General features: G+C 66.3%; 18 protein-coding genes and 1 pseudogene. 7 read left to right on the forward strand and 12 right to left on the reverse strand.

Going from position 1 to position 23,222, the window contains the following annotated elements:
- Positions 1–15 precede the first annotated feature (15 nt).
- From DU475_RS10205 to DU475_RS10215, 3 genes are read right to left on the reverse strand one after another with little or no spacing between them, the layout of a single operon-like run.
- Positions 16–852, reverse strand: coding sequence for a carbohydrate ABC transporter permease (locus DU475_RS10205; RefSeq protein WP_047310126.1), 837 nt, complete (start codon positions 850–852; stop codon positions 16–18).
- On the reverse strand, positions 849–1,808 hold the full coding sequence (locus DU475_RS10210) for a carbohydrate ABC transporter permease (RefSeq protein ID WP_164632052.1): 960 nt from the start codon (positions 1,806–1,808) through the stop codon (positions 849–851). The genes DU475_RS10205 and DU475_RS10210 overlap by 4 nt, the downstream gene beginning before the upstream one ends.
- Positions 1,801–2,955: an ABC transporter ATP-binding protein gene (locus tag DU475_RS10215; protein WP_164632054.1), complete on the reverse strand. Its 1,155-nt coding sequence runs from the start codon at positions 2,953–2,955 to the stop codon at positions 1,801–1,803. The genes DU475_RS10210 and DU475_RS10215 overlap by 8 nt, the downstream gene beginning before the upstream one ends.
- A 127-nt stretch (positions 2,956–3,082) precedes the next feature.
- Here DU475_RS10215 and DU475_RS10220 point away from each other — a divergent pair, with 127 nt between their 5' ends.
- The gene (locus DU475_RS10220) at positions 3,083–3,961 is read left to right on the forward strand and encodes a LysR family transcriptional regulator (RefSeq protein ID WP_164632056.1); all 879 of its coding nucleotides are present in this window, start codon (positions 3,083–3,085) and stop codon (positions 3,959–3,961) included.
- Between the two features lie 10 nt (positions 3,962–3,971).
- Here the strand turns inward: DU475_RS10220 and DU475_RS10225 are convergent, their stop codons facing one another.
- The 6 genes from DU475_RS10225 to DU475_RS10250 all read right to left on the reverse strand — a co-directional run bounded on the left by DU475_RS10225 (position 3,972) and on the right by DU475_RS10250 (position 13,831).
- Entirely contained in the window at positions 3,972–4,670 is a 699-nt protein-coding gene (locus DU475_RS10225; RefSeq protein ID WP_164632058.1) for an ABC transporter ATP-binding protein, read from the reverse strand.
- Entirely contained in the window at positions 4,667–5,440 is a 774-nt protein-coding gene (locus DU475_RS10230) for an ABC transporter permease (RefSeq protein ID WP_164632060.1), read from the reverse strand. The genes DU475_RS10225 and DU475_RS10230 overlap by 4 nt, the downstream gene beginning before the upstream one ends.
- Positions 5,430–6,422 carry an ABC transporter substrate-binding protein gene (locus tag DU475_RS10235; protein WP_164632062.1) on the reverse strand — a complete coding sequence of 331 codons (993 nt, stop codon included), beginning with the start codon at positions 6,420–6,422 and terminating at the stop codon, positions 5,430–5,432. Before DU475_RS10235 ends, DU475_RS10230 begins: the two co-directional genes overlap by 11 nt.
- A 12-nt stretch (positions 6,423–6,434) precedes the next feature.
- Complete coding sequence (locus tag DU475_RS10240; RefSeq protein WP_164632063.1) at positions 6,435–8,294, reverse strand: [FeFe] hydrogenase, group A; 1,860 nt, start codon at positions 8,292–8,294, stop codon at positions 6,435–6,437.
- 4 nt (positions 8,295–8,298) lie between these two features.
- Positions 8,299–10,299, reverse strand: coding sequence for an FAD-dependent oxidoreductase (locus DU475_RS10245; RefSeq protein WP_164632064.1), 2,001 nt, complete (start codon positions 10,297–10,299; stop codon positions 8,299–8,301).
- Between the two features lie 316 nt (positions 10,300–10,615).
- A complete protein-coding gene (locus DU475_RS10250; RefSeq protein ID WP_164632066.1) occupies positions 10,616–13,831 on the reverse strand; it encodes a PAS domain S-box protein in 3,216 nt (1,071 codons plus the stop codon).
- Between DU475_RS10250 and DU475_RS10255 the strand changes: the two genes are divergently transcribed.
- Complete coding sequence (locus tag DU475_RS10255; protein WP_155413361.1) at positions 13,830–13,979, forward strand: hypothetical protein; 150 nt, start codon at positions 13,830–13,832, stop codon at positions 13,977–13,979. The genes DU475_RS10250 and DU475_RS10255 overlap by 2 nt on opposite strands.
- Before the next feature lie 171 nt (positions 13,980–14,150).
- Here the strand turns inward: DU475_RS10255 and rpmB are convergent, their stop codons facing one another.
- Complete coding sequence (rpmB, locus tag DU475_RS10260; protein WP_013499976.1) at positions 14,151–14,456, reverse strand: 50S ribosomal protein L28; 306 nt, start codon at positions 14,454–14,456, stop codon at positions 14,151–14,153.
- Between the two features lie 350 nt (positions 14,457–14,806).
- Between rpmB and DU475_RS10265 the strand changes: the two genes are divergently transcribed.
- The 5 genes from DU475_RS10265 (at position 14,807) to DU475_RS10285 (ending at position 21,223) form a co-directional block, all read left to right on the forward strand.
- On the forward strand, positions 14,807–15,637 hold the full coding sequence (locus tag DU475_RS10265) for a DUF3108 domain-containing protein (protein WP_205524317.1): 831 nt from the start codon (positions 14,807–14,809) through the stop codon (positions 15,635–15,637).
- 304 nt (positions 15,638–15,941) lie between these two features.
- A complete protein-coding gene (locus DU475_RS10270) occupies positions 15,942–19,202 on the forward strand; it encodes a helicase-related protein (RefSeq protein ID WP_164632070.1) in 3,261 nt (1,086 codons plus the stop codon).
- Positions 19,203–19,231: 29 nt separating this feature from the next.
- Positions 19,232–19,501, forward strand: coding sequence for an RNA-binding S4 domain-containing protein (locus tag DU475_RS10275; RefSeq protein WP_164632072.1), 270 nt, complete (start codon positions 19,232–19,234; stop codon positions 19,499–19,501).
- 74 nt (positions 19,502–19,575) lie between these two features.
- Positions 19,576–19,914, forward strand: a complete 339-nt coding sequence (gene fdxA, locus DU475_RS10280; RefSeq protein ID WP_013499980.1) for a ferredoxin FdxA — start codon at positions 19,576–19,578, stop codon at positions 19,912–19,914.
- Positions 19,915–20,146: 232 nt separating this feature from the next.
- Positions 20,147–21,223: a CarD family transcriptional regulator gene (locus DU475_RS10285; RefSeq protein ID WP_142884028.1), complete on the forward strand. Its 1,077-nt coding sequence runs from the start codon at positions 20,147–20,149 to the stop codon at positions 21,221–21,223.
- An 82-nt stretch (positions 21,224–21,305) separates the two neighbouring features.
- Here DU475_RS10285 and DU475_RS10290 read toward each other — a convergent pair whose 3' ends face one another.
- Positions 21,306–22,811, reverse strand: a complete 1,506-nt coding sequence (locus tag DU475_RS10290) for a M48 family metalloprotease (protein WP_041806920.1) — start codon at positions 22,809–22,811, stop codon at positions 21,306–21,308.
- A gap of 22 nt (positions 22,812–22,833) precedes the next feature.
- Positions 22,834–23,222 (reverse strand): annotated as a pseudogene (locus DU475_RS10295) (thermonuclease family protein); the annotation flags it as partial.

The following is a 23,222-nucleotide window of genomic DNA, read 5'->3' on the forward strand; positions in this document are numbered from 1 at the left end:
TCCTGTTGGGTTGGATTACTTGAGTCCGGTCAAAGTGATGCCTTCGATGAAGCGGCGCTGCGCGAGCAGGAAGGCGACGACGAGCGGGGTGATGATCACGATCGCGGCGGCCATCAGCGGGCCGTAGCTGGTGCCGGCCTCGGCATTGCGGAAATGCGCGACCGCGAGCGGCGGCGTGTAGTATTGCTGGCTGTTGAGCACGATCAGCGGCCAGAAATAGTCGTTCCAGTGCGCCACCACCGAGAAGATGCCGAACGCGGTGACCGCGGGGATCGCGGTCGGCAGCATCACCCGCCAGACGATGGCGAATTCCGACATCCCGTCCATCCGGGCGGCGTCGAGCAGATCGTCCGGCACCGTCATGAAGAACTGACGCATCAGGAAGATGCCGAACACCGAGATGGTGAACGGCAGCACCAGCGCCGCGTAGCTGTCGAGCGCCCCGAGCTGGTGCAGCAGCAGGAACACCGGGATCGCGGTCGCCTGCGGCGGGATCAGGATGCCGAACAAAACTAGCGCGAACAGCGTCTTGCGCCCGACAAAACGCAGCTTGGCGAGCGCATAGGCGGCCGGCAGCGCGATCAGCACCTGCAGCGCGAAGATCGACACCGTGACGATCACGCCGTTGAGCAGGAAGCGACCGAGATCAGCCTTGCCGAACGCGATGCGCAGATTGTCCCACAGCGCGAAATGATGCGGGATCAGATGCAGATCGCTGGAGTAGATTTCGTCCGGTGGCTTCGACGCGGTCGATAGCATCCAGACGAACGGCGCCAGCATCAGCACCGCGCCGAACATCAGAGCGGCGTGGCGGAGGCTGGAGCGGATCAGGCTTCGTCGCGCGGCGATCATGCGTAGTGCACCTGCTTGGCGGCGAGCCGCGACTTCACCAGGGTCAGCAACAGCACCAGGCCGAGGAACACCACCGTCACCGCGGCGGCGTAGCCGGAGCGGAAGAACTCGAAGCCTTCCATGTACATGGTGTGGATCAGCACCTCGGTGGACTTCGACGGCCCGCCCTTGGTGAGGACGTGGACGGTGTCGAACACCTGAAACGACCGGATGCCGGTGATCACCACCACAAACAGCGTCACCGGTCCGAGCATCGGCCACGTTACCAGCCGGAACCGCGACCACGCACTCGCGGCGCCATCGATCTCGGCAGCGTCATAGAGATGCTTCGGGATCGACATCAGCCCGGCCAGGAACAGCACCATGTTGAAGCCGACCGCCTGCCAGATCCCGATCACACACAGCGCGTACAGCGCGGTGCCGCGATCCTGCAGCCACGGATGCGGCGCGAAGCCGACCATCTTGATAAGCCCGTTCACCAGACCGAACTGCGGATGCAGCATGAACTCCCACACGATCGCCATCGCGATCAGGGTCGCCATCACCGGCAGGAAGTAGATGGTGCGATAGAAGCTGCGAAAGCGCGTGCCGCTCTCGATCAGCATCGCCACGCCGAGGCCGAGCGCGACCGAGCCCGGCACCACGATCACCGCGTAGGTCAGCGTATTGGTGAGCGAGATCCAGAACACCCGGTCGGCGAACAGCTGCTGATAATTGGCAAGGCCGATCCAGGCGAACGACGGCGCGCCAAGCTGATAATCGGTGAACGACAGCGCGATCACGCCGGCGAGCGGCCCCAGCAGCATCAACAGCATCAGCGTAAACGCCGGTGCGACCAGACCGTAGGCGACGGTGCCGCGGCCCCGACGACGCGGTCTGGCCGAGGCGCGCGCAGTTGCGGGGGCGTCGAGATCGCGCAGCGAGACGGCGGCATCGGACATCGTGACCTCAGACATGGGCCACCTCCCGGATCATCTCGACCGAGGCTTCCGTGCGGATCGCAATCCGCTTGCCCGCGGCATCGAACAGCCGGGTCGCCTCGGGCGCAAAGCCGAACCGCTGGGTGCTGCCGATCGCAGGAAGCCGAAGCGGATCGTCGAGCCGGATCACCACCGGATCGTTCAGCCCGTCACAGCCGAGATGCACGAAGGCTTCGGCCCCCATGTTCTCGACATGCATCACCACGCCGGACAGATCGCCGCTCCCGAGACTAATCCGCTCCGGGCGGACTGCGACGCGGCAGGGCCCGGCGCTGGCCCCGGCCCTTACGGCGAGCACGCGATCGAGCATCACGATGCGGCCGTCCGCCTGCACTGCGCCGGGCAGCACGTTGATCTTCGGACTGCCGATGAACTCGGCGACGCGGATATCGCGCGGATTGTCGTAGACGTCGCTCGGCGTGCCGACTTGCACCAGTTCGCCGCCGATCATCACGGCGATCCGGCCGGACATCGTCATTGCCTCGGCCTGATCGTGCGTGACGTAGACGAAAGTCGCTTTCAGCCGGCGATGCAATTGCGCGATCTCGGCGCGCATATGCACCCGGAGTTTGGCGTCGAGGTTGGACAGCGGCTCGTCGAACAGGAAGCCGACCGGCTCGCGTACCAGCGCCCGGCCGACCGCAACACGCTGGCGCTGACCACCGGAGAGCTGCCCGGGCTTGCGGGCCAGAAGCGGCGAGATTTCGAGCTGCGACGCGACGCGCTCGACATCGGCACGGATGCCGCGCTCGACATGGTAACGGTTCGGCAGCAGCCGGCCCAGCAGCGGCGCGCGCTCCAGTGCCGACAACCGCTTCATCCGCAGCGGCACCGCGATGTTGTCGAACACCGACAGATGCGGGTACAGCGCGTAGGATTGAAACACCATCGCGAGATTGCGCGAACTCGGCCGGATGTGATCGACCGCGACGCCGCCGATCTTCACTTCGCCGGAGCTCTGCGGCTCCAGCCCGGCGATCACCCGCAGCAGTGTCGACTTGCCGCATCCGCTCGGGCCGACCAGCGACACGAACTCGCCGTCATGGATCGACAGATCGACGCCCTTCAGGACTTCGGTGTCGCCGAACGATTTGCGGATCGCGCTGAGCTCGATCTTCGCCATCACCTGTCCCCTGGCCTCGTTGCGATGCGGCACAGGGTTAAGGGCAGCGTCTGACAGTCACATAACGGTCGCCAGCTTTGCTTATGGCTTTCACCAGGTTTCCTGGTGAGGCGGAGCAACGAGCCCGATGGCCCTGACTTCGGCGCGGGTCCGTGCCGTCAACGCCGTGTTCGATGCCGGCAGCTTTGCAGCCGCAGCGCGGCGGATCGGCGTGACGCAATCGGCGGTGGCACAATCGGTGCGCGAACTCGAAGGCGAGTTCGGCGTGACGCTGTTCGAGCGCCACGGCGCCAATCTGATTCCGACCTCGCTGTGCCGGCAACTTTATGGTGCCACCAGCCGGATGCAGGCGGTGGAAACCGATGCGCTATCGATCCTGTCGCAGCGCGAGGAGCTGGCCGGCGGCGAACTACGCGTCGGGCTCGGCAACTCGATGCCCGGCATGGCGCTGATCGCAACCTTCAAGCAGATGTACCCCAAGGTGCAGGTCGCGATCGAAATCGGAAGCTGGTCGGCGATCGTCGCCGCCGTGGTCGATCAGCGCGTCGACATCGGCGTGCTGCCGGACGTGCCGGCCGATCGCCGCTTCCGACGCGAGATCTGCCTCGAACAGCGCGTCATGGCGCTGTGCCATCCGAGCCATCCGCTGAAGAAGAAACCGCAGGTCACGATCGCCGAACTGATGCGCTATCCGCTGGTGTTCCGCACCCGCGACTCGTCAACTCAGCGCGCGGTCGACCGCGCGTTCCGCGTTGCCGGTTTGCGACCGGTGCCGTCGATCGTGGTCAACACCCGCGAGGGCATGCTGGAGGCCGTCGCCAATCATCTCGGCGTCGGCTTCATGTGGGAGCACGGCTCGAGCCGGGTCGACCGCATCGCCAAGGTGCCGATCGCCGAACTCGACGCCGAGTCGCCGGAGTGCATCTTCGCGCTCGCCGGCAAGAAGGGACGGCTGGTCGAACTGTTCTTCCTCGCCAATGGCGCGCACTCGCCGCCGCGCGAGTGAGACGGCGGCGTCAACGCCCTGTCGATGCGGCCACGAAGGTTCGCACCACGTCGCTGACGGGATGGTGCGCGATCTCGGCGGGCGCACCGACCTGTTCGAGACGGCCGGCCGCCAGGATGGCGAGGCGATCGCACTGCATCGCCTCCGGGCCGTCGTGGGTGACGATCAGCATCGTCAGGCCGCCACGCGCATGGATGCGGCGCAGGATCCGCCACAGCTCGGCTCGCACCAGCGCGTCGAGCGCGCTGAACGGCTCGTCGCACAACAGCAGATCCGGCTCGATCACCAGCGCGCGCCCGAGCGCCACCCGCTGCCGCATCCCGCCGGAGAGCTGGCGCGGATACTTACCGGCATCGTCGCCGGAGAGGCCGACGTTCGCGAGCATCGCCCGTGCGCGTTCGCGGCGCTCGCGCTTCTGCAGGCCGAGCGCGATGAGCGGAAACGCCACATTGTCGAGCGCGGTGCGCCACGGCAGCAATGCGGGATCCTGAAACACCATGCCGAGCCGCGCGCTGCGGCGCTGCACGACCCCGGCGTCCGGCATCAATAGCCCGGCGGCGAGCGCCATCAGCGTGCTCTTGCCGCTTCCGGACGGCCCCATCACCGCGGTGATCGAGCCTGCCTCGACGTCGAGATCAATGCCGCGCAGCACCGGCGCCGCCTGATAGCCGAACTGCACGCCGCGGAACTGCAGCACCGGCTCGCTCATCGGCCGCCGCTCCGCTCGTCGTCGCGCCATAGCCAAAGCCGGCGCTGCAGCGGCTGCAGCACGCCGGCATCGACCACGATCAGCACCCCGACCACGACCACCACCCAGGCCATGGTCTCGGCGGTGTCGACATGAGCGCGTGCGGTGGCCAGACCATCGCCAATCCCGCCGGCGCCGGCGAGCAGCTCGGCCATCACGGCGATCTTCCACGACATCGCCAGCGTGGTGACCAGCGCCGGAAACAGATGGCTCAGCAGTTGCGGCCCGTACACTTCGGTCAGTCGCGCCGAGAACGGCACCTGGTACACCCGCGCCATCCGGGCGAGCGTGCCGTCGAGGCTGCGAACGCCCTCCAGCGCCGCGGCGAACAGCATCGGCCCGATGGCGGCCGCGACCGTCACCACCACCGCCCAGCGCCCGCCGAACCACAGCAGCGCCATCACCACCCAGGCGATCGCCGGCACCCCGAGCAGAATGATCGCGACCGGCTGCAGCGCGCGCTGCGCCTCTTCGCGCAGACCCGCGACCATCCCGGCACACGAGCCGATCAGCACGCCGATGATCCAGCCAAGCCCGGCATTGCCGGCGGTCTCGAGCAGCGCCGGCCCGACCTGCCCGGCGCGGATCATCCGCCACAGCGTGGCTGCGGTGTCGCCGAGGCTGGGCAGTATCAGCGGCCCATAGGCGCGATGCCCTGCCTCCCACAGTGCAAGCAGCAGCACGATGCCGACCAGGCTCCAGGCCCACGAGATCCGCGCGCTACCCCGCATAGAACGCCGCGTCCGGCAGCCGGCCGCCGACGATGCCGGGATCAAGCTCCATCAGGTTCTTGAAGTACACTTCGATGTCGTCACGCGCCTGTTGCGCGGCAACGACGTCGAGGCGGACATGCGGCAGCGACGCAGCGATCACTTCGGCGGACAGGCCGAGCGCCGGCGCGGCCAGCTCTGCGGCCTCGCGGGGGTGCGCGGCGATCCAGTTACTTGCTTCGACGCAAGCGGCCTGCACGGCGGCGACGACCTCGGGCTGAGTGTTCAACAGCTCGGGGCTGACCGCGAGGCCGACTTGCGGAATCCGCGGCCCGCGACCGGTGTGACGGCCATAGAGTTCGGCGACATCCAGCACCCGATACACCGGCCTGCCGTCCTGCCTGGCGCGGAGCAGCGCGGTGGTGGCGGCAGGCTCGTGCAACACGGCGACGTCGCTGCGGCCGGCGAGAAACAGCGGCACCGCCTCGCCCGGCGAGCCGACATATTCGCAGCGGACGTCGCGGTCCGGATCGAGCCCGGCCCAGCGCAGCACCAGCCGAAACAACAGGTCTGGCGCTTCATTCTTGTTCGACAGCAGAATGCTGCGGCCGGCGAGATCGGCAACCGACTTGATCGCCGGATCGCGCGCCATCACGTAGAGTACGCCCCAGGTGACGACGTTCAGCATTTGGGTCCCGGCGCCGCGGTTGAAGAAATTGGCCGCCGCGTAGGTCGAGGTCGCAAACAGCCGAAACTGTCCCGACGCGATCCCGGCGCGCATCTGGTCGGTGCTTTTCCAGAGCTGAAAGCGAATCCCCGGCGCGGCCTGCTGCAGCCGCTCCGACGCGACGGCGCGGACGAACAGCGCCGACGGCGTCGCCGGAATCCCCCACAGCGTCAGCGGCTCGGCCGCGAACGCCCGCGTCAAGTCCAGCGCCGGCAGCGCCGCCAGGCCGCACACGACCTCGCGACGATTGACCAGCGGGTGCTGAGGCGAAGTCATCACGAGCCCCCGTCAGTACAGGATCGTGCTCATGGTGAGATCGTCCCAGATCTCCTTGACGGTGTGCTGCAGCTCCCGCTTGCGCGAGGCATAGTGAGTGTGCAGCAGCCGATGCGCAATCTCGGAATTCGGCGCCTGCAGCAGTTCGCGATACAGCGCCTGGACCTGGGGATTGTTGTGCGACTGCCGGACCTTCGCAGCCCGGTCGACATTGTAGATGGTTTCGCGCCGCTTCAGCGCGAGCGGCAGATACGCCTTCTTCGAACGCAGCGACCCGCCGCCATCGACGCAGCCGCCGGGGCAGGCCATCACTTCGATGAAGTCGTAATTGGCTTGCCCGCTCAGCACCGACTCCACCAGCCGGCGCGTATCGCCGAGGCCGTGAACCATCGCGACTTTGACCTCGCCGACCGGACCGCCGAGATCGACGCTCGCCTCGCGCAGGCCTTCAAAGCCGCGGAGCTGCATCAGCTCGATCCGGTCCAGCTCGCGGCCGTTGACCAGCGCGTAGATGGTCCGCACCGCCGCTTCCATCACGCCGCCGGTGGTGCCGAAGATCGCACCGGCGCCGGAGTAGGCGCTGAGGAACGGACGATCGAACTGCGACGATGGCAGGTCCTTCAGGTCGATGCCCTCGCGCCGCAGCAGCCGGGCGAATTCGCGCGTGGTCAGCACCAGGTCGGTTTCGGGCCACCCGTCATGAACCATCTGCGGCCGAACCGCCTCGTCCTTCTTGGCGATGCACGGCATGATCGAGATCACCCGGATGCGCTCGGCGGGCACACCGAGCTGTTCGGGCAGATAGCTCTTGGCGATCGTCGACAGAACCTGCTGCGGTGACTTGGTCGAGGACAGCAGCGGCAGCACGTCCGGATAGTGGATCTCGGCGAAGTTGATCCAGGCCGGGCAGCACGACGTGAAGGTCGGCCGCCGCCCCTGCTTCAACCGCGCCAGCAGCTCCGCGCCCTCCTCCATGATTACCACGTCGGCGGCGAAATTGGTGTCGAGCACCACGTCGACCCCGAGCTTGCGGCAGGCGGCGATGATCTGACCTTCGACATTGGTGCCGGCCGGCATGCCGAATTCCTCGCCGAACGCCACCCGCACCGCCGGTGCGAACTGCACCACCGTGACGACGTTCGGATCGCAGATGTAGCTGAGGGCCCGCTCGGTCTCATCGCGTTCGCCGAGAGCGCCGGTCGGACAGACCAGCACGCACTGGCCGCAGGAGACGCACACCGAGTTCGGATAGCCGTCCGCGTCGCGCAGCGCCACCACCCGTTCCATGCCGCTGCCTTCGATCGCCAGGGCGTCGATCTTCTGGTGATAGCGGCAGATCGCCACGCAGCGCTGGCAGCGGACGCAGCGCCGCATGTCGCGCACCATCGACGGCGAACTCTGATCGACCGGGCGCGACTCGGTCCGTTCCCGATCGAAAAACCGATTCTGCTGCAATCCGACAAACTGCGCCAGATCCTGCAGCTCGCAACTGCCGTGCCGGATGCAGGTCGCGCAATCCTGCAGATGGTCGGCCATCAAGAGCTCGACCTGCAGACGCTGCATGTCGCGCGCCTTCTTGGAACGGGTCTGCACCTCCATGCCGTCGCGCACCGGGGTGTTGCAGGCGGTGACGATCTGCGCCGTGTCCTTGCCGGCCTGCAGGATCTCGACCAGGCAGACCCGGCAGGCGCCGGGGGTGTGGTCGATGTCTTCCAATTCGCACAGCGTCGGGATGTAGACGTCGTAGCGCCGCGCGCAGGACAGGATGGTCTCGTTGGCGAAGCCGGCGCAGGCGACGCCGTTGATCAAGAGCGCGATCGTCGCTTCGGCGGGATCGCGGGCGGACTGGCTGGCCTGATCGGGCGTGCACATCGCTTCAAGCCGCTCCTTCCGGGATCGGATGCTTGGTGACGACGGAATAGACGCGATAGCAGCGCATGCAGCGCTGGGTCTCCGCATAGGCGGCGCGGGCATCGATGGTCTGCTCGACTTCGCCGAACATGTGCTTGCGCAGCTCGGGATCGATTTCGGGATTGTGCACCCGATAGGCGTTGCGCACCGGCGCTTCGACGATCTCGTTGGCCAGCATATGGTTATCGGCGATCAGCTTGCGCATCCGCGAGCGCTTGAAGAACCGCACCGAGCCGCGCTGGATCCAGTCATCGATGTTGCGCGCCGCCTTCAGGCCGGCGGCCATTGCGTAAACAAGGGTCGACGGACCGGTGACGCAATCGCCGCCGGCGAACACGCCGGGCCGCGAGGTGGCGAGCACCCGGTCGGTCGCGACGCAGCGCCAGCGATCGAACGCGATGCCGTCGCTCTCGATCAGCGGCCCGTCTTCGACCTGCTGGCCGATCGCGGCGATCAGCACGTCGCATCGCATCGCCGTCTCGCTGCCCGGGATCGGCTTCACCGAGCGCCGCCCGCCTGCATCGGGCTCACTCGCCTGCATTTTGGTCAGCACCACGCCGGTGACCTTGCCGTGCTCGGTGACGATCTCGGCCGGCGCGCTGAGCACGTGGAACTCGACGCCTTCGGCGCGGGCGGCCTCGATCTCGGCCGGATCGGCCGGCATGTCGGCGAGGGTGCGGCGATAGACGACGTGGACCTTGTCGGCGCCGAGGCGGATCGCCGAACGTACGCAGTCCATTGCGACATTGCCGCCGCCGACCACCACCACCTCGCCCTGCAGCGCCAGCGGCGCGATGCCGTCGACATGGTCGTGAACCTTGAGCAGAAAGTCGATGCCGCTGAAGTAGCCGCCATGCGCGAGGTCTTCGCCCGCAACGCCGAGCCGGGCGCCCTGCTGACAGCCAAGGCCCAGGAACACCGCGCGATAACCGCGCGCGAACAGATCGTCGATCGAGAAGTCGCGGCCGAGCCGCTGATCGAACAGGAACCGGCCGCCGAGATCGACGATGATATCGGTCTCCAGCGCCAGCGTGTCCTTGGGCAGCCGGTAGCTCGGAATGCCGATCTGCGCCATGCCGCCGGCCTGGCTGGCCTTGTCGAAGACGTCGACGTGATAGCCCCGCAGCAGCAAATGATAGGCGCAGGAGATGCCGGCCGGCCCTGCGCCGATCACCGCCACCCGCATGCCGTCGGCGAGCGGCTTGCGGATCATGTCGCGGGTGAATTTCAGCGCGTGCGGCCCGCTCTGCTGATCGGCGACGTAGCGCTTCAACGTCTTGATGCCGACGGCTTCGTCGACGAATTTGCGCCGGCAGGCCTGCTCACAATAGCGGACGCAGACCCTGCCGCAGGTCGCCGCCATCGGGTATTTCTGCAGCAGGACGCCGAGCGAATTCTCCGGCTTGCCGTCGCGGATGTAGTCGATGTAGCGCGGCACGTTGACCTTGGAGGGGCAGGCTTCGATACACGGCGCTGTCACATAGGCCATGCCGTGCTGCGCCGGGATCGGCCGATGCTGCGCCAGCTCCTGTTCGATCCGTTCGCGAAACTCCCGCAGCGCCGCCAGCAGCGCGACCGCGCAGGTCTGCCCCAGCCCGCACAGCGAGGTCTGCCGGATCTGCTCGCCGAGCATCACGATGTCGTCGAGCGTCAGCGCGGCATCCAGCCCGCGGCGCATCTGATCGAGCGCATCGCGGACCAGCACGGTGCCGATCCGGCAGGGGGTGCAGGCACCACAGGATTGTTCGGCGGCGGCTTTCAGGTAATGAAATAACGCATCGACCAGCGAAACCGTGGGGTCGAACACGAAGAACCCGCGGTCGGCGATGAAGGCGCGGATCGCATTGCCGTCGTCGAACTCATCGAAATTTGCCAACGCGTAGTCCGTGGCCCGTGCCTCGCCACCCTCGTCGGCTCGTGCGTCGTAGATAACTCCGTCCCAGACCCCGTACACCACCTGCGTCATTCCGACCCCGCCCAGGGTATGCTCGCACCGATCAGCCCGATCAAAGCTGATTTGCGCCAAAGCCGTGATGACACAGATCAGAAATGAGCGATCGGCGGGCGCGGCGTCGCACGGGAGCCTGCTCTGACCGTGACAGATCCGGGGCCAGAGTTATTTGTTTGACGCATTTCCGTCACATGAGCCGGCTCCGACCTCGTGCGAAACGCTCCCTGAGCACTCGAGCGGCCAACTGCGTATCATCCCTCCCTCAGGGCAGCCGCACCCGCGGCAACCAGAGCGAGGACACCACGTCGACGAGCTTGTTCTCGACGGCCCGCTAAACCGACCGCGCCGAGACGACCTTGCCGGCGATTGCCGGTTCGGCAGCCACCGGCGATGGCCGCGACGGCTCGGCCTCGTGGTTCGCCAGCGCACGGCGGATCATCCTCGCCAGATCGCTGCGCCGGTACGGCTTCGACAGCAGCAGCACGTCGGAATCGATCCGGTCGTTGTGAATCAGCGCATTCTCCGAATAGCCGCTGGTGTAGAGAACCTTCAGCCCCGGACGCAGCTTGGCCATTTCGGCAGCGAGCTGAACGCCATTCATCGGCCCCGGCATCACCACGTCGGTGAACAGCAGATCGAACACGGTGTCGCTTTCGCCGATCGAGAGTGCCGCGGTGGCATTGCCGACCGACAGCGTGGTGTAGCCCAGGCTCTTGAGCTGGGCGTTGACGTAGCTGCGCACCATCGCGTCGTCTTCGACCACCAGAATGGTCTCGGTGCCGCCGACAGCGCTCTGCTCGATCGCCGGCTCCGCCTCGATGTAGGACTCGGCGCGCGCGCGCGGCAGGTACAGGCGGAACGTTGTGCCCTGCCCCTCCTCGCTGTCCAGGGTGATGTGTCCACCGGACTGCTTGATGAAGCCGTACACCATGCTGAGGCCGAGGCCGGTTCCCTTGCCGACCTCCTTGGTGGTGAAGAACGGATCGAACACCTTGCTGCGGATCGACTCCGGAATGCCGGACCCGGTATCAGCGATCGCGATCATCACATAGTCATCAGGCGCCAGATCACCGAGGCGCTTGCCGAGGTCGGAATCCACCACAACGTTGCAGCTCTCGATCGTGAGCTTGCCGCCCTTTGGCATCGCGTCGCGGGCGTTGACTGCGAGATTGACCAGCGCCGATTCGAGCTGACCGCGATCGACATAGATCGGCCAGGTATCAGGTGTGAGCATCGTCTCGACCTCGATCGGCTCGCCCAGCGTCGGACGCAGCAGGCTCTGCAATCCTGCGAGCAGCGCGTTGACGTCGGTTTCATCCGGCCGCAGCGGCTGCTTGCGGGCGAAGGCGAGCAGCAGCCGGGTCAGTTCGGAGCCGCGATCGGCGGCCTCGCTGATCAGCTTGGCGATCGCCGCCAGATGCGGCTGATCGGCGACGCCGTCGCTGATGATGTCGATGGTGCCGGTGATCACCGTCAACATGTTGTTGAAGTCGTGGGCAATGCCGCCGGTCAACTGGCCGATCGACTCCATCTTCTGCGATTGCCGGAGCTGCTCCTCGAACGCGATCTTCTCGGTCAGGTCGCGCATGAACGCGTTGACGACGAACCGTCCCTCGACCGGCAGCGCCGCCATCGACACTTCCAGCGAGATCATCGACCCGTCACGGCGCAGCGCCTCGACCTCGATCCGGTGTCCGTGGATGACCCCCATATCGTGCTCGATGGCGTCGATGAACCGTCGATATCCGGTCTTGATCTCGCTGCTCCGATCGGGTGCCAGGACCAGTTCGCCCAAGTCCTTGCCCAGCGCTTCCGCGCGGCTCCAGCCGAGCAGCGCCTCGGCATGCGGGCTCCAATCCGTAATCCGCCCCTGCACATCGAGCTGCACGAAGGCGTCGAGGGCGGTGTCGATGATCGCACGCGCCATCTGCTGGCTGCGGCGCAAGGCGTCCTCGGCCTTCTTGGTCTTGGTGATGTCGTGATACACCATCACGGCGCCCTGGATTTCGCCGGTTTCGCTGCGCAGCGGTCGCCCGTTGGCGATCAGATGGGAGCTCAGCCCGGAGCCGTTCGGCCGCACGGAGAATTCGAAGTTGACGATAGTTTCTCCGCGATAGGCCCGTAGCAGCGGCGACTGGTCCTGCGGCATCGGATTGCCGTCGGCATCGAACCGATCGAACGAACGGGTCGTGTTGAGGACGCCCACGCCGGACAACTGTCCAAAGATCTCGCGCGCGGCCGGATTGGTCAGGATCACCATGCCGCGGGCATCCGCGACGAGCACCGGATCGACCATGTTGTCGATGGTGTTCTGCAGGACATCAGCGATCCGGCTGCGCTCCTCGACCTCTCGGGCGAGCGCCGCCGCCTTGCGCTGGGATTCGGATGCCATCCGGGTGAAGGCGGCCGCCAGCACGTCGATTTCGTGACCACCGCCGGACTTCACCTCGACCGGCACGCCATTGCTGGCGAAAGCCTCGATCGAATTGGTGATCCGGACCAGCGGCCGGGTGAGCGACCGTGCCAGCGGGATCGCCATCAGCATCGCGACCAGAACCGCCACCGTGCCGCCGACGATGGTGGAATTGCGAACCGCCGTCTTCACCGAGGTCAGCGACGAATAGGGTCTGAGTTCGACAACCGCGATGCGAGGGCCCTGCGGGAGCTGGGCCCAATCCCAGCCGGCTCCAAACCGTTCGCCATTGCGATCGGTCACCAGGGCCGGCTCGGCGCCGGCGACCAGCCGCTCGGCCAGGCCCGGGAAGTCGTCCTGGATGCGGCTGCGCCGACCGAGATCGAAGCCGAACTCGCGCGACCGGTCGGGATGCAGCAAGTAGTCGCCGTCGCTGTTGACGACATAGATGATATTGCTGCCGTCGGCGCTCTCGCGGATCCGGTTCAGCAACGCGCGCAAATCGGTGTTCACCACCAGAAGACCGAGGCGGGTGCCGTCAGCGGCGTCGATCGGCGCCATGGTCCGCACCGTCGGCACATGCGGGGTTTCGAGCCCGGTCGCGGTCTTGTTGAGTTCGACCCTGGACATCGAAGCGCGGTTCGGCGGTAACGCCATGCCTTCCTTGAAGTATGCGCGGTCGCCGCGGCGGGTCAGCTCGTCCGGCGGCACCGCCCGAATGCCGCCGCCAGGACCGAGCCGGTCGACCCGAACCAGCTCACGGCCCCCGTCGTCCGGACTGATCACGCGTAGAATCGCGCAATTCGGCTTGGCAATCATTTCGCCGACGAACCGATCCTCGATCCGCTTACGCCAATCCGGCGGTTCCTGACCGGTGGTTCGGAGACTGTCGCGCCGCGCCGTCAACAGGTCCCGCAACGACGCGGACGATTGCGCCCCGACGGCGTCCGCGTGGGTGCTTCTGAGCGAGGTCTCGATCAGCAGCGCGTTGAGCTGTGCATGGGTGTGAAGCCGCATCAATGCCCGCGGCACCACCAGATCGACCACGTTCTGATAATTGAGAAATCCGAGGACCGCGGTGGTCACCAGGACCAGCGCAACCATGGCGAGGGTCAGCCGGGTCGACAGCTTCATGAAGGCCCCTGCGAAGGCGGCCGCACCGGCGCGCACCAAGGCGTCGGCGGCGGCTTATGCTGCGGCACGCGATCTGTTGGGCGATCCGACCGACGGTGAGAAGTTGTGCGATCCGCCGACCGCCCAGTCACCTCGGGAAAATACGTGATTCGGAAGAAGGTATACTCTTGGTCGCAATCCCGGGCGGCTCACGTGTGGCGACTTGCCCTGGTTTGGTTCGGGCAGGCGCTCGTGACCCGGCGCGGACGCACGACAAAACGGCCGGGTCGAACGACCCGGCCGCCGAGAGAAAAATTCGATCCTGCTGGCCGAGCGGCGATCAGCTCGCCGCGGCAACCGGCGCCGCAGCCGTCTTCTTGGCGATCGCGCGCTTCAGCTCCACCGCCTTCGGCGACAACTCGGCGTCGGAGGCCTTCAGCAGATAGGCGTCGAGGCCACCGCGATGGTCGACGCTCTTCAGCGCGTTGGTCGAGACACGCAGCCGCACCGAGCGACCAAGCGTATCCGACTGGAAAGTGACGTTGACCAGGTTGGGCAGGAAACGCCGCTTGGTCTTGATGTTCGAATGGCTGACCTTGTGGCCGACCTGGGCACCCTTGGCGGTCAGTTCGCAGCGCCGGGACATGGCGAAAAATCCTCTGTCATCCCCCGCCGGCCCACCAGCAGGCACGGGGCTTCATCATTCGTCCGTTTTCAGGAACCGCGGACCTATAAAAGGGCCGGGGCGCAGCGTCAAGCGACCGCCGCTCCGGAACCCGAAAATGGCCGAATCGGGAACCGTTGCACCGGCCTCCTATGGGGCGCCGATCTGCACGTGCGGCCACGACTCTGGCACCATATAAAGGACGTATTCCGTTCCGACACCAACCGATCGGCACGCCGCGCGTTGACCCATCGACGGCGCGACCGGCGCCACGCAGGACCTCGTTCGTGAACACCAGCATCCGCTGCCTTCTGCACAAGGCCGTCCCGACAATGATCCGGCCCGCCGGTTTGATCGGGCTGCTGGCCGGCTGCGCGATGGCTGCGGCGGCTCCTGCGGCCGCGCAGGGCAAACTCGATGCCCGATATGAGGCGTCCCTCGCCGGCATCGAGGTCGGCAAGGGAGCCTGGGTGATCCAGGTCGACGACGATTTCTATTCTGCCTCGGCCACCGGCACCACGTCGGGCGTGATGCAGGCATTCTCCAGCGGCAACGGCCGCGGCGAGTCGCAGGGACGGGTGATCAACGGCCAGTTGGTGCCGGGCAATTACATGGCGAGCATCACCGGCGGCAAGAAGACCGAAACCATCCGGATGACGCTGGCCAACGGCAATATCAAGACCTCGACGATCGAGCCGGAGCCGCCGCCGGACGATGACCGCATCCCGGTGACCGAGGCGCACCGCCGCGGCGTGATCGATCCGATGACGGCCTCGTTCCTGCGCGTACCGGGGAGCGGAGACCTGCTCAGCCCGGACTCCTGCCGAGTGTCGACGCCGATCTTCGACGGCCGGATGCGCTACGATCTGCGGATGGAGTATAAGCGCACCGAAACGGTGAAGGCCGAAAAGGGCTATCGCGGACCGGCGTTGGTATGCGCGGTGTATTTCAACCCGGTATCGGGATACATCCCGGATCGCGCCGCGATCAAATACCTGACCAAGCAGCGCGACATGGAAGTCTGGCTGGCCCCCATCGCCGGTACCCGCGTATTGGCACCGTACAAGCTGAAGATCCCGACCCCGGTCGGCAATGCGGTGCTGGAAGCGACCCAATTTGTCACCCTGGTGACCCCGGCAAAGGCGGCCTCCGGGCCGCAGTAATGCGAGACGCAGCGCTTTCGTCGGGCCGCCCGTCCTGAATCATGTTGACTCCGGCCGGAATCGCGGAACGCATGGGCTGGACGGAGATACCCCCCGGCAAAAGGATTTCGGCCTGTTTTTTCACCTCATCTTGAGAGCGTGGCGGCGTTCGACACGAGATATTGCGCAGGCAGCATCGGACTCCGGCCGAGTCAGCGATTCGGCCGCGTTTCGTTCCGGACTCGTTCCAGCGCTTAATCGGCGATTGCTGCGGCGTCGCAATGTGACACACATCTGACAGCGACCACGCAGAAATCCAGTCGAAATGCCCAACCCGCAATCTGAAGCGTTTACCAATGGCCGCGCGCCCGGTGCCGGCGTCACCGCGGTGCTGGGGCCGACCAACACCGGCAAGACGCATCTGGCGATTGAACGGATGGTCGCGCATCCGTCGGGCTTGATCGGTCTGCCGCTGCGGCTGCTCGCGCGCGAGGTCTACAACAAGATCGTCGATCGGGTCGGGCCGGACGCGGTGGCGCTCGTCACCGGCGAGGAGAAGATCAAGCCGTCGAAGCCGCGCTATTGGGTGTCGACCGTCGAAGCGATGCCGCGCGACCTCGACGTGTCGTTTCTGGCGGTCGACGAGATCCAGATCGCCGCCGACCTCGAACGCGGCCACGTATTTACCGACCGGATTCTGCGCCGGCGCGGTCGGGACGAGACACTTCTGCTCGGTGCCGCGACGATGCGGCCGATGATCGAGCGGCTGCTGCCCGGCGCCAGCATCGTCACCCGGCCGCGGCTGTCGCAGCTCGAATATGCCGGCGACCGCAAGCTGACCCGGCAGCCGCGACGCACCGCGATCGTGGCGTTTTCGGCCGACGAGGTCTACGCCATCGCCGAGTTGATCAAGCGCCAGCACGGCGGCGCCGCGGTCGTGCTGGGCTCGCTCAGCCCGCGGACCCGCAACGCCCAGGTGGCGATGTTTCAGTCCGGCGACGTCGATTACCTGATCGCCACCGACGCGGTCGGCATGGGACTCAATCTCGACGTCGATCACGTCGCCTTCGCCTCCGATCGCAAGTTCGACGGCTATCAGTTTCGCCGTCTCACCCCTTCGGAATTCGGCCAGATCGCCGGGCGGGCGGGGCGCGCCACCCGGGACGGCACTTTCGGCACCACCGGGCGCTGCGCGCCGTTCGAGCCCGAGCTGGTCAACGCCCTGCAAAACCACAGCTTCGAGCCGGTGAAGATGCTGCAATGGCGCAACGCCGAGCTGGATTTCGCCTCGCTCGGCGCGCTGCAGGTGTCGCTGGCCGAGGCGCCGCGACACGAGGCGCTGACCCGGGCGCCGATCGCCGAGGACATGCGGGTGCTCGACCATGTCGCCCGCGACGGCGAGGTGCGCGAATTCGCGCAGGGCAAAGCCGCGGTCGAGCGGCTATGGGATGTCTGTCAAGTCCCGGACTATCGTAAGATCGCACCGGCTGCCCATGCCGAGCTGGTGATCACGCTGTACCGGTTTTTGATGCAAAAGGGGCGGATTCCAGATAGCTGGTTCGCCGCCCAGGTCGATCAGGCGGATCGAACCGACGGCGGTATCGACACGCTTTCCGCGAGAATTGCGCAAATCCGCACCTGGACCTTCGTCGCCAACCGGCCGGATTGGCTTGCCGACCCCGAACACTGGCAGGGCATCTCGCGCGACGTCGAAAATAAATTGTCAGATGCGTTGCACGAACGGCTCACGGAACGTTTCGTCGATCGCCGGACCAGTGTATTGATGCGCCGCCTGCGGGAAAACACGATGTTGAATACGGAAATTGGCAAGACTGGTGAGGTGATCGTCGAGGGCCACGTGATCGGCCGGCTCGATGGCTTCACCTTTGCGCCCGATTCGGCCGAGGCCGGCTCGGATGCGAAGGCGTTGCAGGCGACGGCGCAAAAGGCGCTGGCCGGCGAAATCGACGCGCGCGCCGAGAAGCTGTCGAACGCCCCGGACGATCAGTTCATCCTGACATCCGACGGGACCATTCGCTGGACCGGCGATGCGGTGGCACGGCTGGTCGGCTCCGACGACGTGCTGCGGCCGCGACTGCGGATCATCGCCGACGAGCGGCTCGCCGGCGCACCGCGCGAGGCCGTGCAGGCCCGTCTCGACCTTTGGCTCAAGACCCACGTCGAGAAGATCCTCGGGCCGCTGTTCGAGCTGGCCAAGGCGGAGGACGTCAGCGGCATCGCCCGCGGCATCGCATTCCAGCTCATCGAGTGCCTCGGCGTGATCGAACGTTCCAAGATCGCCGCCGAGATGAAGGATCTGGACCAGCCGTCGCGCGCCACCTTGCGCAAATACGGCGTGCGGTTCGGCGCCTATCACATCTACTTCCCGTCGCTGCTGAAGCCGGCGGCGCGGGCACTGGCCTCGCTGCTGTGGGCGCAGAAGCAGGACAATGTCGATCTGGCCGCTCTGTCCAGCGCGCAGCATCTGGCCGGCAGCGGTCGCACCTCGTTTCCGGCCGACAAGGCGCTCGACCGTGACGCCTATCGGACGCTCGGTTATCGGCTGTGCGGCGAGCGCGCCGTGCGTGTCGACATTCTGGAACGTCTGGCCGACCTGATCCGGCCCGCTCTGGCCTGGCGCGAAGGCGCCCCCGGCGAGAAGCCGGCCGGCGCGTTCGACGGCCGCAGCTTCGTGGTGACCCAGGCGATGACCTCGCTGACCGGCTCGGCCGGCGAGGACTTTGCTTCGATCCTGCGGGCGCTGGGCTACCGCATGGAAAAGCGGCCGCCGCTGCCGCCCGCCCCCAAGGCCGCGACGCCGGCCATCGCCGAACCGACCGAGTCCGCCGTCGCAACCGAGATGACCGCCGAGGATCAGGCGATCCTCGCTGGCGCGATCGCGTTCGAGCCGGCACCTGCGGCCGAGGCCGACGAAAGTGCCGAAGCCGCTCCGAGCGTCGATGAGCCGGCGCCCGCAGACGAGCCGGCGGCGGCGGCATCCGAGCCGACACCGGAGTCATCCGCCACTGAGGCATCCGAGCAGCCCGCTGTCACGGCCGATGCGGCGATCGAGACACCCGCGACGGATGGCGAGGCCGCCGAAGCGACCTCCGACACGGCGAATGCGGAAGCCTCCCCGAAAGCGGAGCCGGACCTGATCGAGGTTTGGCGTCCGGGCGGACGCTCCGACGACCAGCGGCCGCGCCACGACCGCAACCGTCATCGCAATCGCCCGCAGCATGGGTCGGCGACCACCGCGACCGAGAGCGAGTCCGGCGAAGCCAAGGGCGGCCGCCGTGGCAAGGGCGATTTCCGCCGCGACCAGCGCAGGCCCGACGGCGAAGGCGTCAAGCGCGAGGCGTCCGGCGAGGGTCGCCCGCCGCGCGAACGCTTCAAGGGCCGCGACAAGTTCCAAGACAAGTATCAGGGCGGACCGAAGGGCGGCCGCGACAATCAGGGCGGCGGCTCGCACCGGCAGGTGCATTCCAGCGCCCCGCGCGAGCGTGACCGGCCGATGGATCCGAATTCGCCGTTCGCCAAGCTCGCCGCGCTGAAGGAGCAACTCACCGCCGGCCGCAAGGACTAACGCCTGCCGGCACAGCCGATGGTTCGGGTTTGGAGCGTCAGCGTCTCGACAAATGGCTGTGGCACGCCCGCGTGGTGCGTGCGCGCAGCAACGCCGCTGCGCTGGTCGAACGCGGCCACGTCCGCATCAACGGCGTGCGCGAGACTTCCCCCGGACACGGCATCAAGATCGGAGACGTTCTGACGATTGCGCTGGATCGTGGCGTGCGGGTGCTGAAGGTGGTTGGATTTACAGAGCGCCGCGGCGACGCCGAGTCGGTTACTGGACTTTATGCCGATCTCGGAATGCCACGGGAATAGGCATCTTCACTTGCGGCTGCGGTGCTCCTGCGGTACGCAAACACTCAAAATTAGAACCGTTCCGGAGCGTTGGGATGACTTACGTCGTCACTGAAAACTGCATCAAGTGCAAATACACCGACTGCGTTGAAGTCTGCCCCGTGGATTGTTTCTACGAGGGCGAGAACATGCTGGTCATCCATCCGGACGAATGCATCGACTGCGGCGTGTGCGAGCCGGAATGCCCGGCGGAAGCGATCAAGCCGGACACCGAGCCGGGTCTCGAGAAGTGGCTCGAGCTGAATGCCGAACACGCCAAGACCTGGCCGAACCTGACCCAGAAGAAGGACGCTCCGGCTGACGCCAAGGAGTTCGATGGTCAGGCCGGCAAGTTCGACAAGTACTTCTCGTCGGAGCCGGGCTCGGGCGACTAAGCCGAAGGTCTTGCGAGGCCGGCACTGCCGGCCCCATCCAGCTTAACCCTGTTGACGAGTTGCACCCCGGGGCGCCGCCCCGAATTGGGTGGAATCGTCATAAATCATTGATTTTTGCGGGGAATGTGCTATATTTGGCACATTCGTCAACTCCGGCTTGCCGCTTGGGCAGCCGGGAAGGGTTCCCCGTCAGAAGCAACGAACAGGGGCGTGGCGGTTCCACGCGCAGGCTGTGTCACAGAAAACGCGTAAAACGAGTGTTTCTTCGAAGGGTGCGAAGCGTGCATCCGCGGCCAGCCGCGGAGCCACAAAGAGCCGATCGAAGGCTCCTGTCAAGGACACCCGGACAGCCGCCAAAGCGACCGCCGCAAAGGCTTCTGTTTCCAAGACCCAGACCAAGGCGAGCGCCGGCAAAGCAAGCGCCAGCAAACTCGCTCCCGCAAAGGGGTCTGCTGCGAAGGCTTCGGCCTCCAAAGCTCCGGCCTTCAAGTCCTCGAAAACCAAAAGAAGTGAAATGCCAACCAAGTCTGCGAAAACTGCCGCCAAGCCGGCTGCCTCCAAGACCGCCGCCGCAACCAAGCCGGCGGCGAAGCCCGCCAAGGCTGCCGTCGCACCCCGGACTGAGGTGAAGGCTGAAGTGAAGGCCGCCAAGCCCGAGGTCAAGCAGCCGGCGGCCCCGGTGCAGGCGCGGGTCGAGGAGCCGAAGAAGGCCGTGACCCAGCGCCAGGGCTTCAAGGCCAACGAGTTCGTGGTCTATCCGGCGCACGGCGTCGGCCAGATCCTGGCGATCGAGGAGCAGGAGATCGCGGGCGCCAAGCTCGAGCTGTTCGTCATCAACTTCATCAAGGACAAGATGACGCTGCGCGTGCCGACCGCGAAGGTCGGCAATGTCGGGATGCGCAAGCTGTCCGACCCGGCGCTGGTGAAGAAGGCGCTGGAGACGCTGAAGGGCCGGGCCCGCGTCAAGCGGACGATGTGGTCGCGCCGGGCGCAGGAATACGAAGCGAAGATCAATTCGGGCGACATCGTCGCGATCGCCGAAGTGGTCCGCGACCTGTATCGCTCTGAATCGCAGCCGGAACAGTCCTACAGCGAGCGTCAGCTCTATGAAGCCGCACTCGACCGTCTGTCGCGCGAGATCGCGGTGGTGCAGCACATCACCGAGACCGAAGCCGTGAAGGAAGTCGAGAGCCAGCTCGCCAAGAGCCCGCGGCGCGGCGCCAAGGCCGAAGCGGAGAGCGAGGCCGAGACCGATTCCGACGTCGACGGCGATTCTGACGACGAGTCGGTGACCGACGAAGCTGCATAAGCAACAGCTTCCGGTTCGAATTACGTCCGAGGCCCGGCCATCCAGCCGGGCCTTTTTCATGGCAGCGATTCCGTTCTGGCGCTCAGTCGACGACGATCTTCACCAATTCGCGCGGCTTGACCTGGGCATGGGCATCGAGACCGTTGAGGATCCGAAACCGCTCCAGCGGCCGGTCCACCCCGGACATCCGCTGCGACAGCGATTCCACGGTGTCGCCCGGCTGTACGGTGATCACCTTGATCCGCAGCGGCCGCGCCGCCTGGATTTCGTCGAGCGACAGCCGCCGGAACGAATTCACCGTGTCCCGGGCATTGCGGTCGCTTTCCCCGGTTCGCTGCCGGGTCGCGAAGATGAAGCGATAGACGTCGCTGCCGAACCGCAGCGCATACACCCGGAATTGCCATTGCTCGCCGCGCGCCGTCACCGACGCGGTCGGGAAGCCGTTGACGCTGGTCTCCTCGGTCGAGCTCTTGTCGACGTTCTCCATCCAGCCGGAATTCAGATAGTCGGCGAGCGACTGCTCGGCCGGCACCCGCACCACGTCGAACCGCATCGCCTGATTGCCGCCCTCGCGCAGTCCGATCACCGCCTGTGCGGTGTTGTCGAGCGTGAACGAGTCCGGCACCTGGAAGGTGAAGCCGAGCTTCGGATGCAGGAACCGCCGGCCACGGACGAATCCCTCGCTCGGGTCCTCGCCGTACACGATGTTGTCGATTGCATTGAGATAGGCCTCGCGGTCGCGTTCGCCGCGTTCGCCGCGCCAGCCGCCTTGCGGGGCGGTGTATTGCCGGGCGTTGTTCTGGGCGTTGCTGACGCGCTCCGGGTTCGCCGGATGCGATGACAGAAAATCGGTGCGGCTGTCGCCGCTGCCGCGATTGGCCTTCAGGGCCGCGTTGCGCTCCATCGCTGAGAGGAAGCGCGCCGCGCCATAGGGATCGAACTGCGCCCGAGCCGAAATCCCGATGCCGATGCCATCGGCCTCCAGCTCCTGCTGCCGCGAGAAGCTCGCCATCGACAGCTTGGTCTTGGCCAGCGCCAGCGCGGTCAATCCAGGATCGTTGCCCATGTCGGTCACGACGCGGGTCACCAGCGCCGCCTGCCGCGCCTGGTCCTCGCGGATCGCGGCGTGCTTGGCGAGCACATGGGCCATTTCATGCGACAGCACCGACGACAGCTCCGAGGTATCGGTGGCGAGCGCGATCAGGCCGCGGGTGACGTAGAGCTGCCCGGTCGGCAGCGCGAAGGCGTTGACCGCGCCGGAATTGAGGATCGTCACCTTGTAGGTGAGATCCGGCCGATCGGAGGCGGCGACCAGCCGGTTGACGATGCCGGAGATCAGCCCTTCGAGTTTCGGGTCGTCGTAGGCGCCGCCATAGGTTGCGAGAATCCTCTCGTGCTCACGCTCCGCGGCGGGCGACTGCACCGCAGGCCGCGGCGGCCTGGCCGGCGCCGCAGTCGTGATCGCACCGGTTTCGAACCGGCTCGGATCGCCGCAACCGGCCAGCGTCAGCGCAGCGCTCAGCAGCAGCCACGCCGCCACCGGGCGGCGGCCCTTTCGCAAGTTGCGCCGTGCTGCACGCCAATTCACCTGAATGCTCTCTTTCGGGCCCTCAATCCCCGCCCGTCCGTTCGATCTGCCCCGCCTCGCGGACCGCGATGCTTGCTCCGGCCCGCTTTTCGACCCAGCCGCGAACCCGAATCCGTTGCCCTGTCAGAGACTTGGGCGCTAGCCCGGCGGCTTCCAAGCCCCCCACCATCCGCCTTGAAATAGTCACCGCAAAGCCACGAGTCCAGCGACCGGCAAAGTTCAGATAGACGGTCGAACCAACCTCCCGCACCGAATTGACCCTGCCCTCGACTACCGTGAACCGCCCGAGACGCGACAAGATATCGCCCGAATTTGCGGCGTTTTTTATGACGTCGATCCCCACCCAGGCACCGGCCGCGGCTGAGCGCCCTGCCGCTTCGGCTGCGCGCAATTGCTGCCGGCCTTCCGCGC

Origin of the sequence: Rhodopseudomonas sp. WA056 (genome assembly GCF_010906995.1) — a bacterium.
Taxonomy (GTDB): domain Bacteria; phylum Pseudomonadota; class Alphaproteobacteria; order Rhizobiales; family Xanthobacteraceae; genus Rhodopseudomonas; species Rhodopseudomonas palustris_G.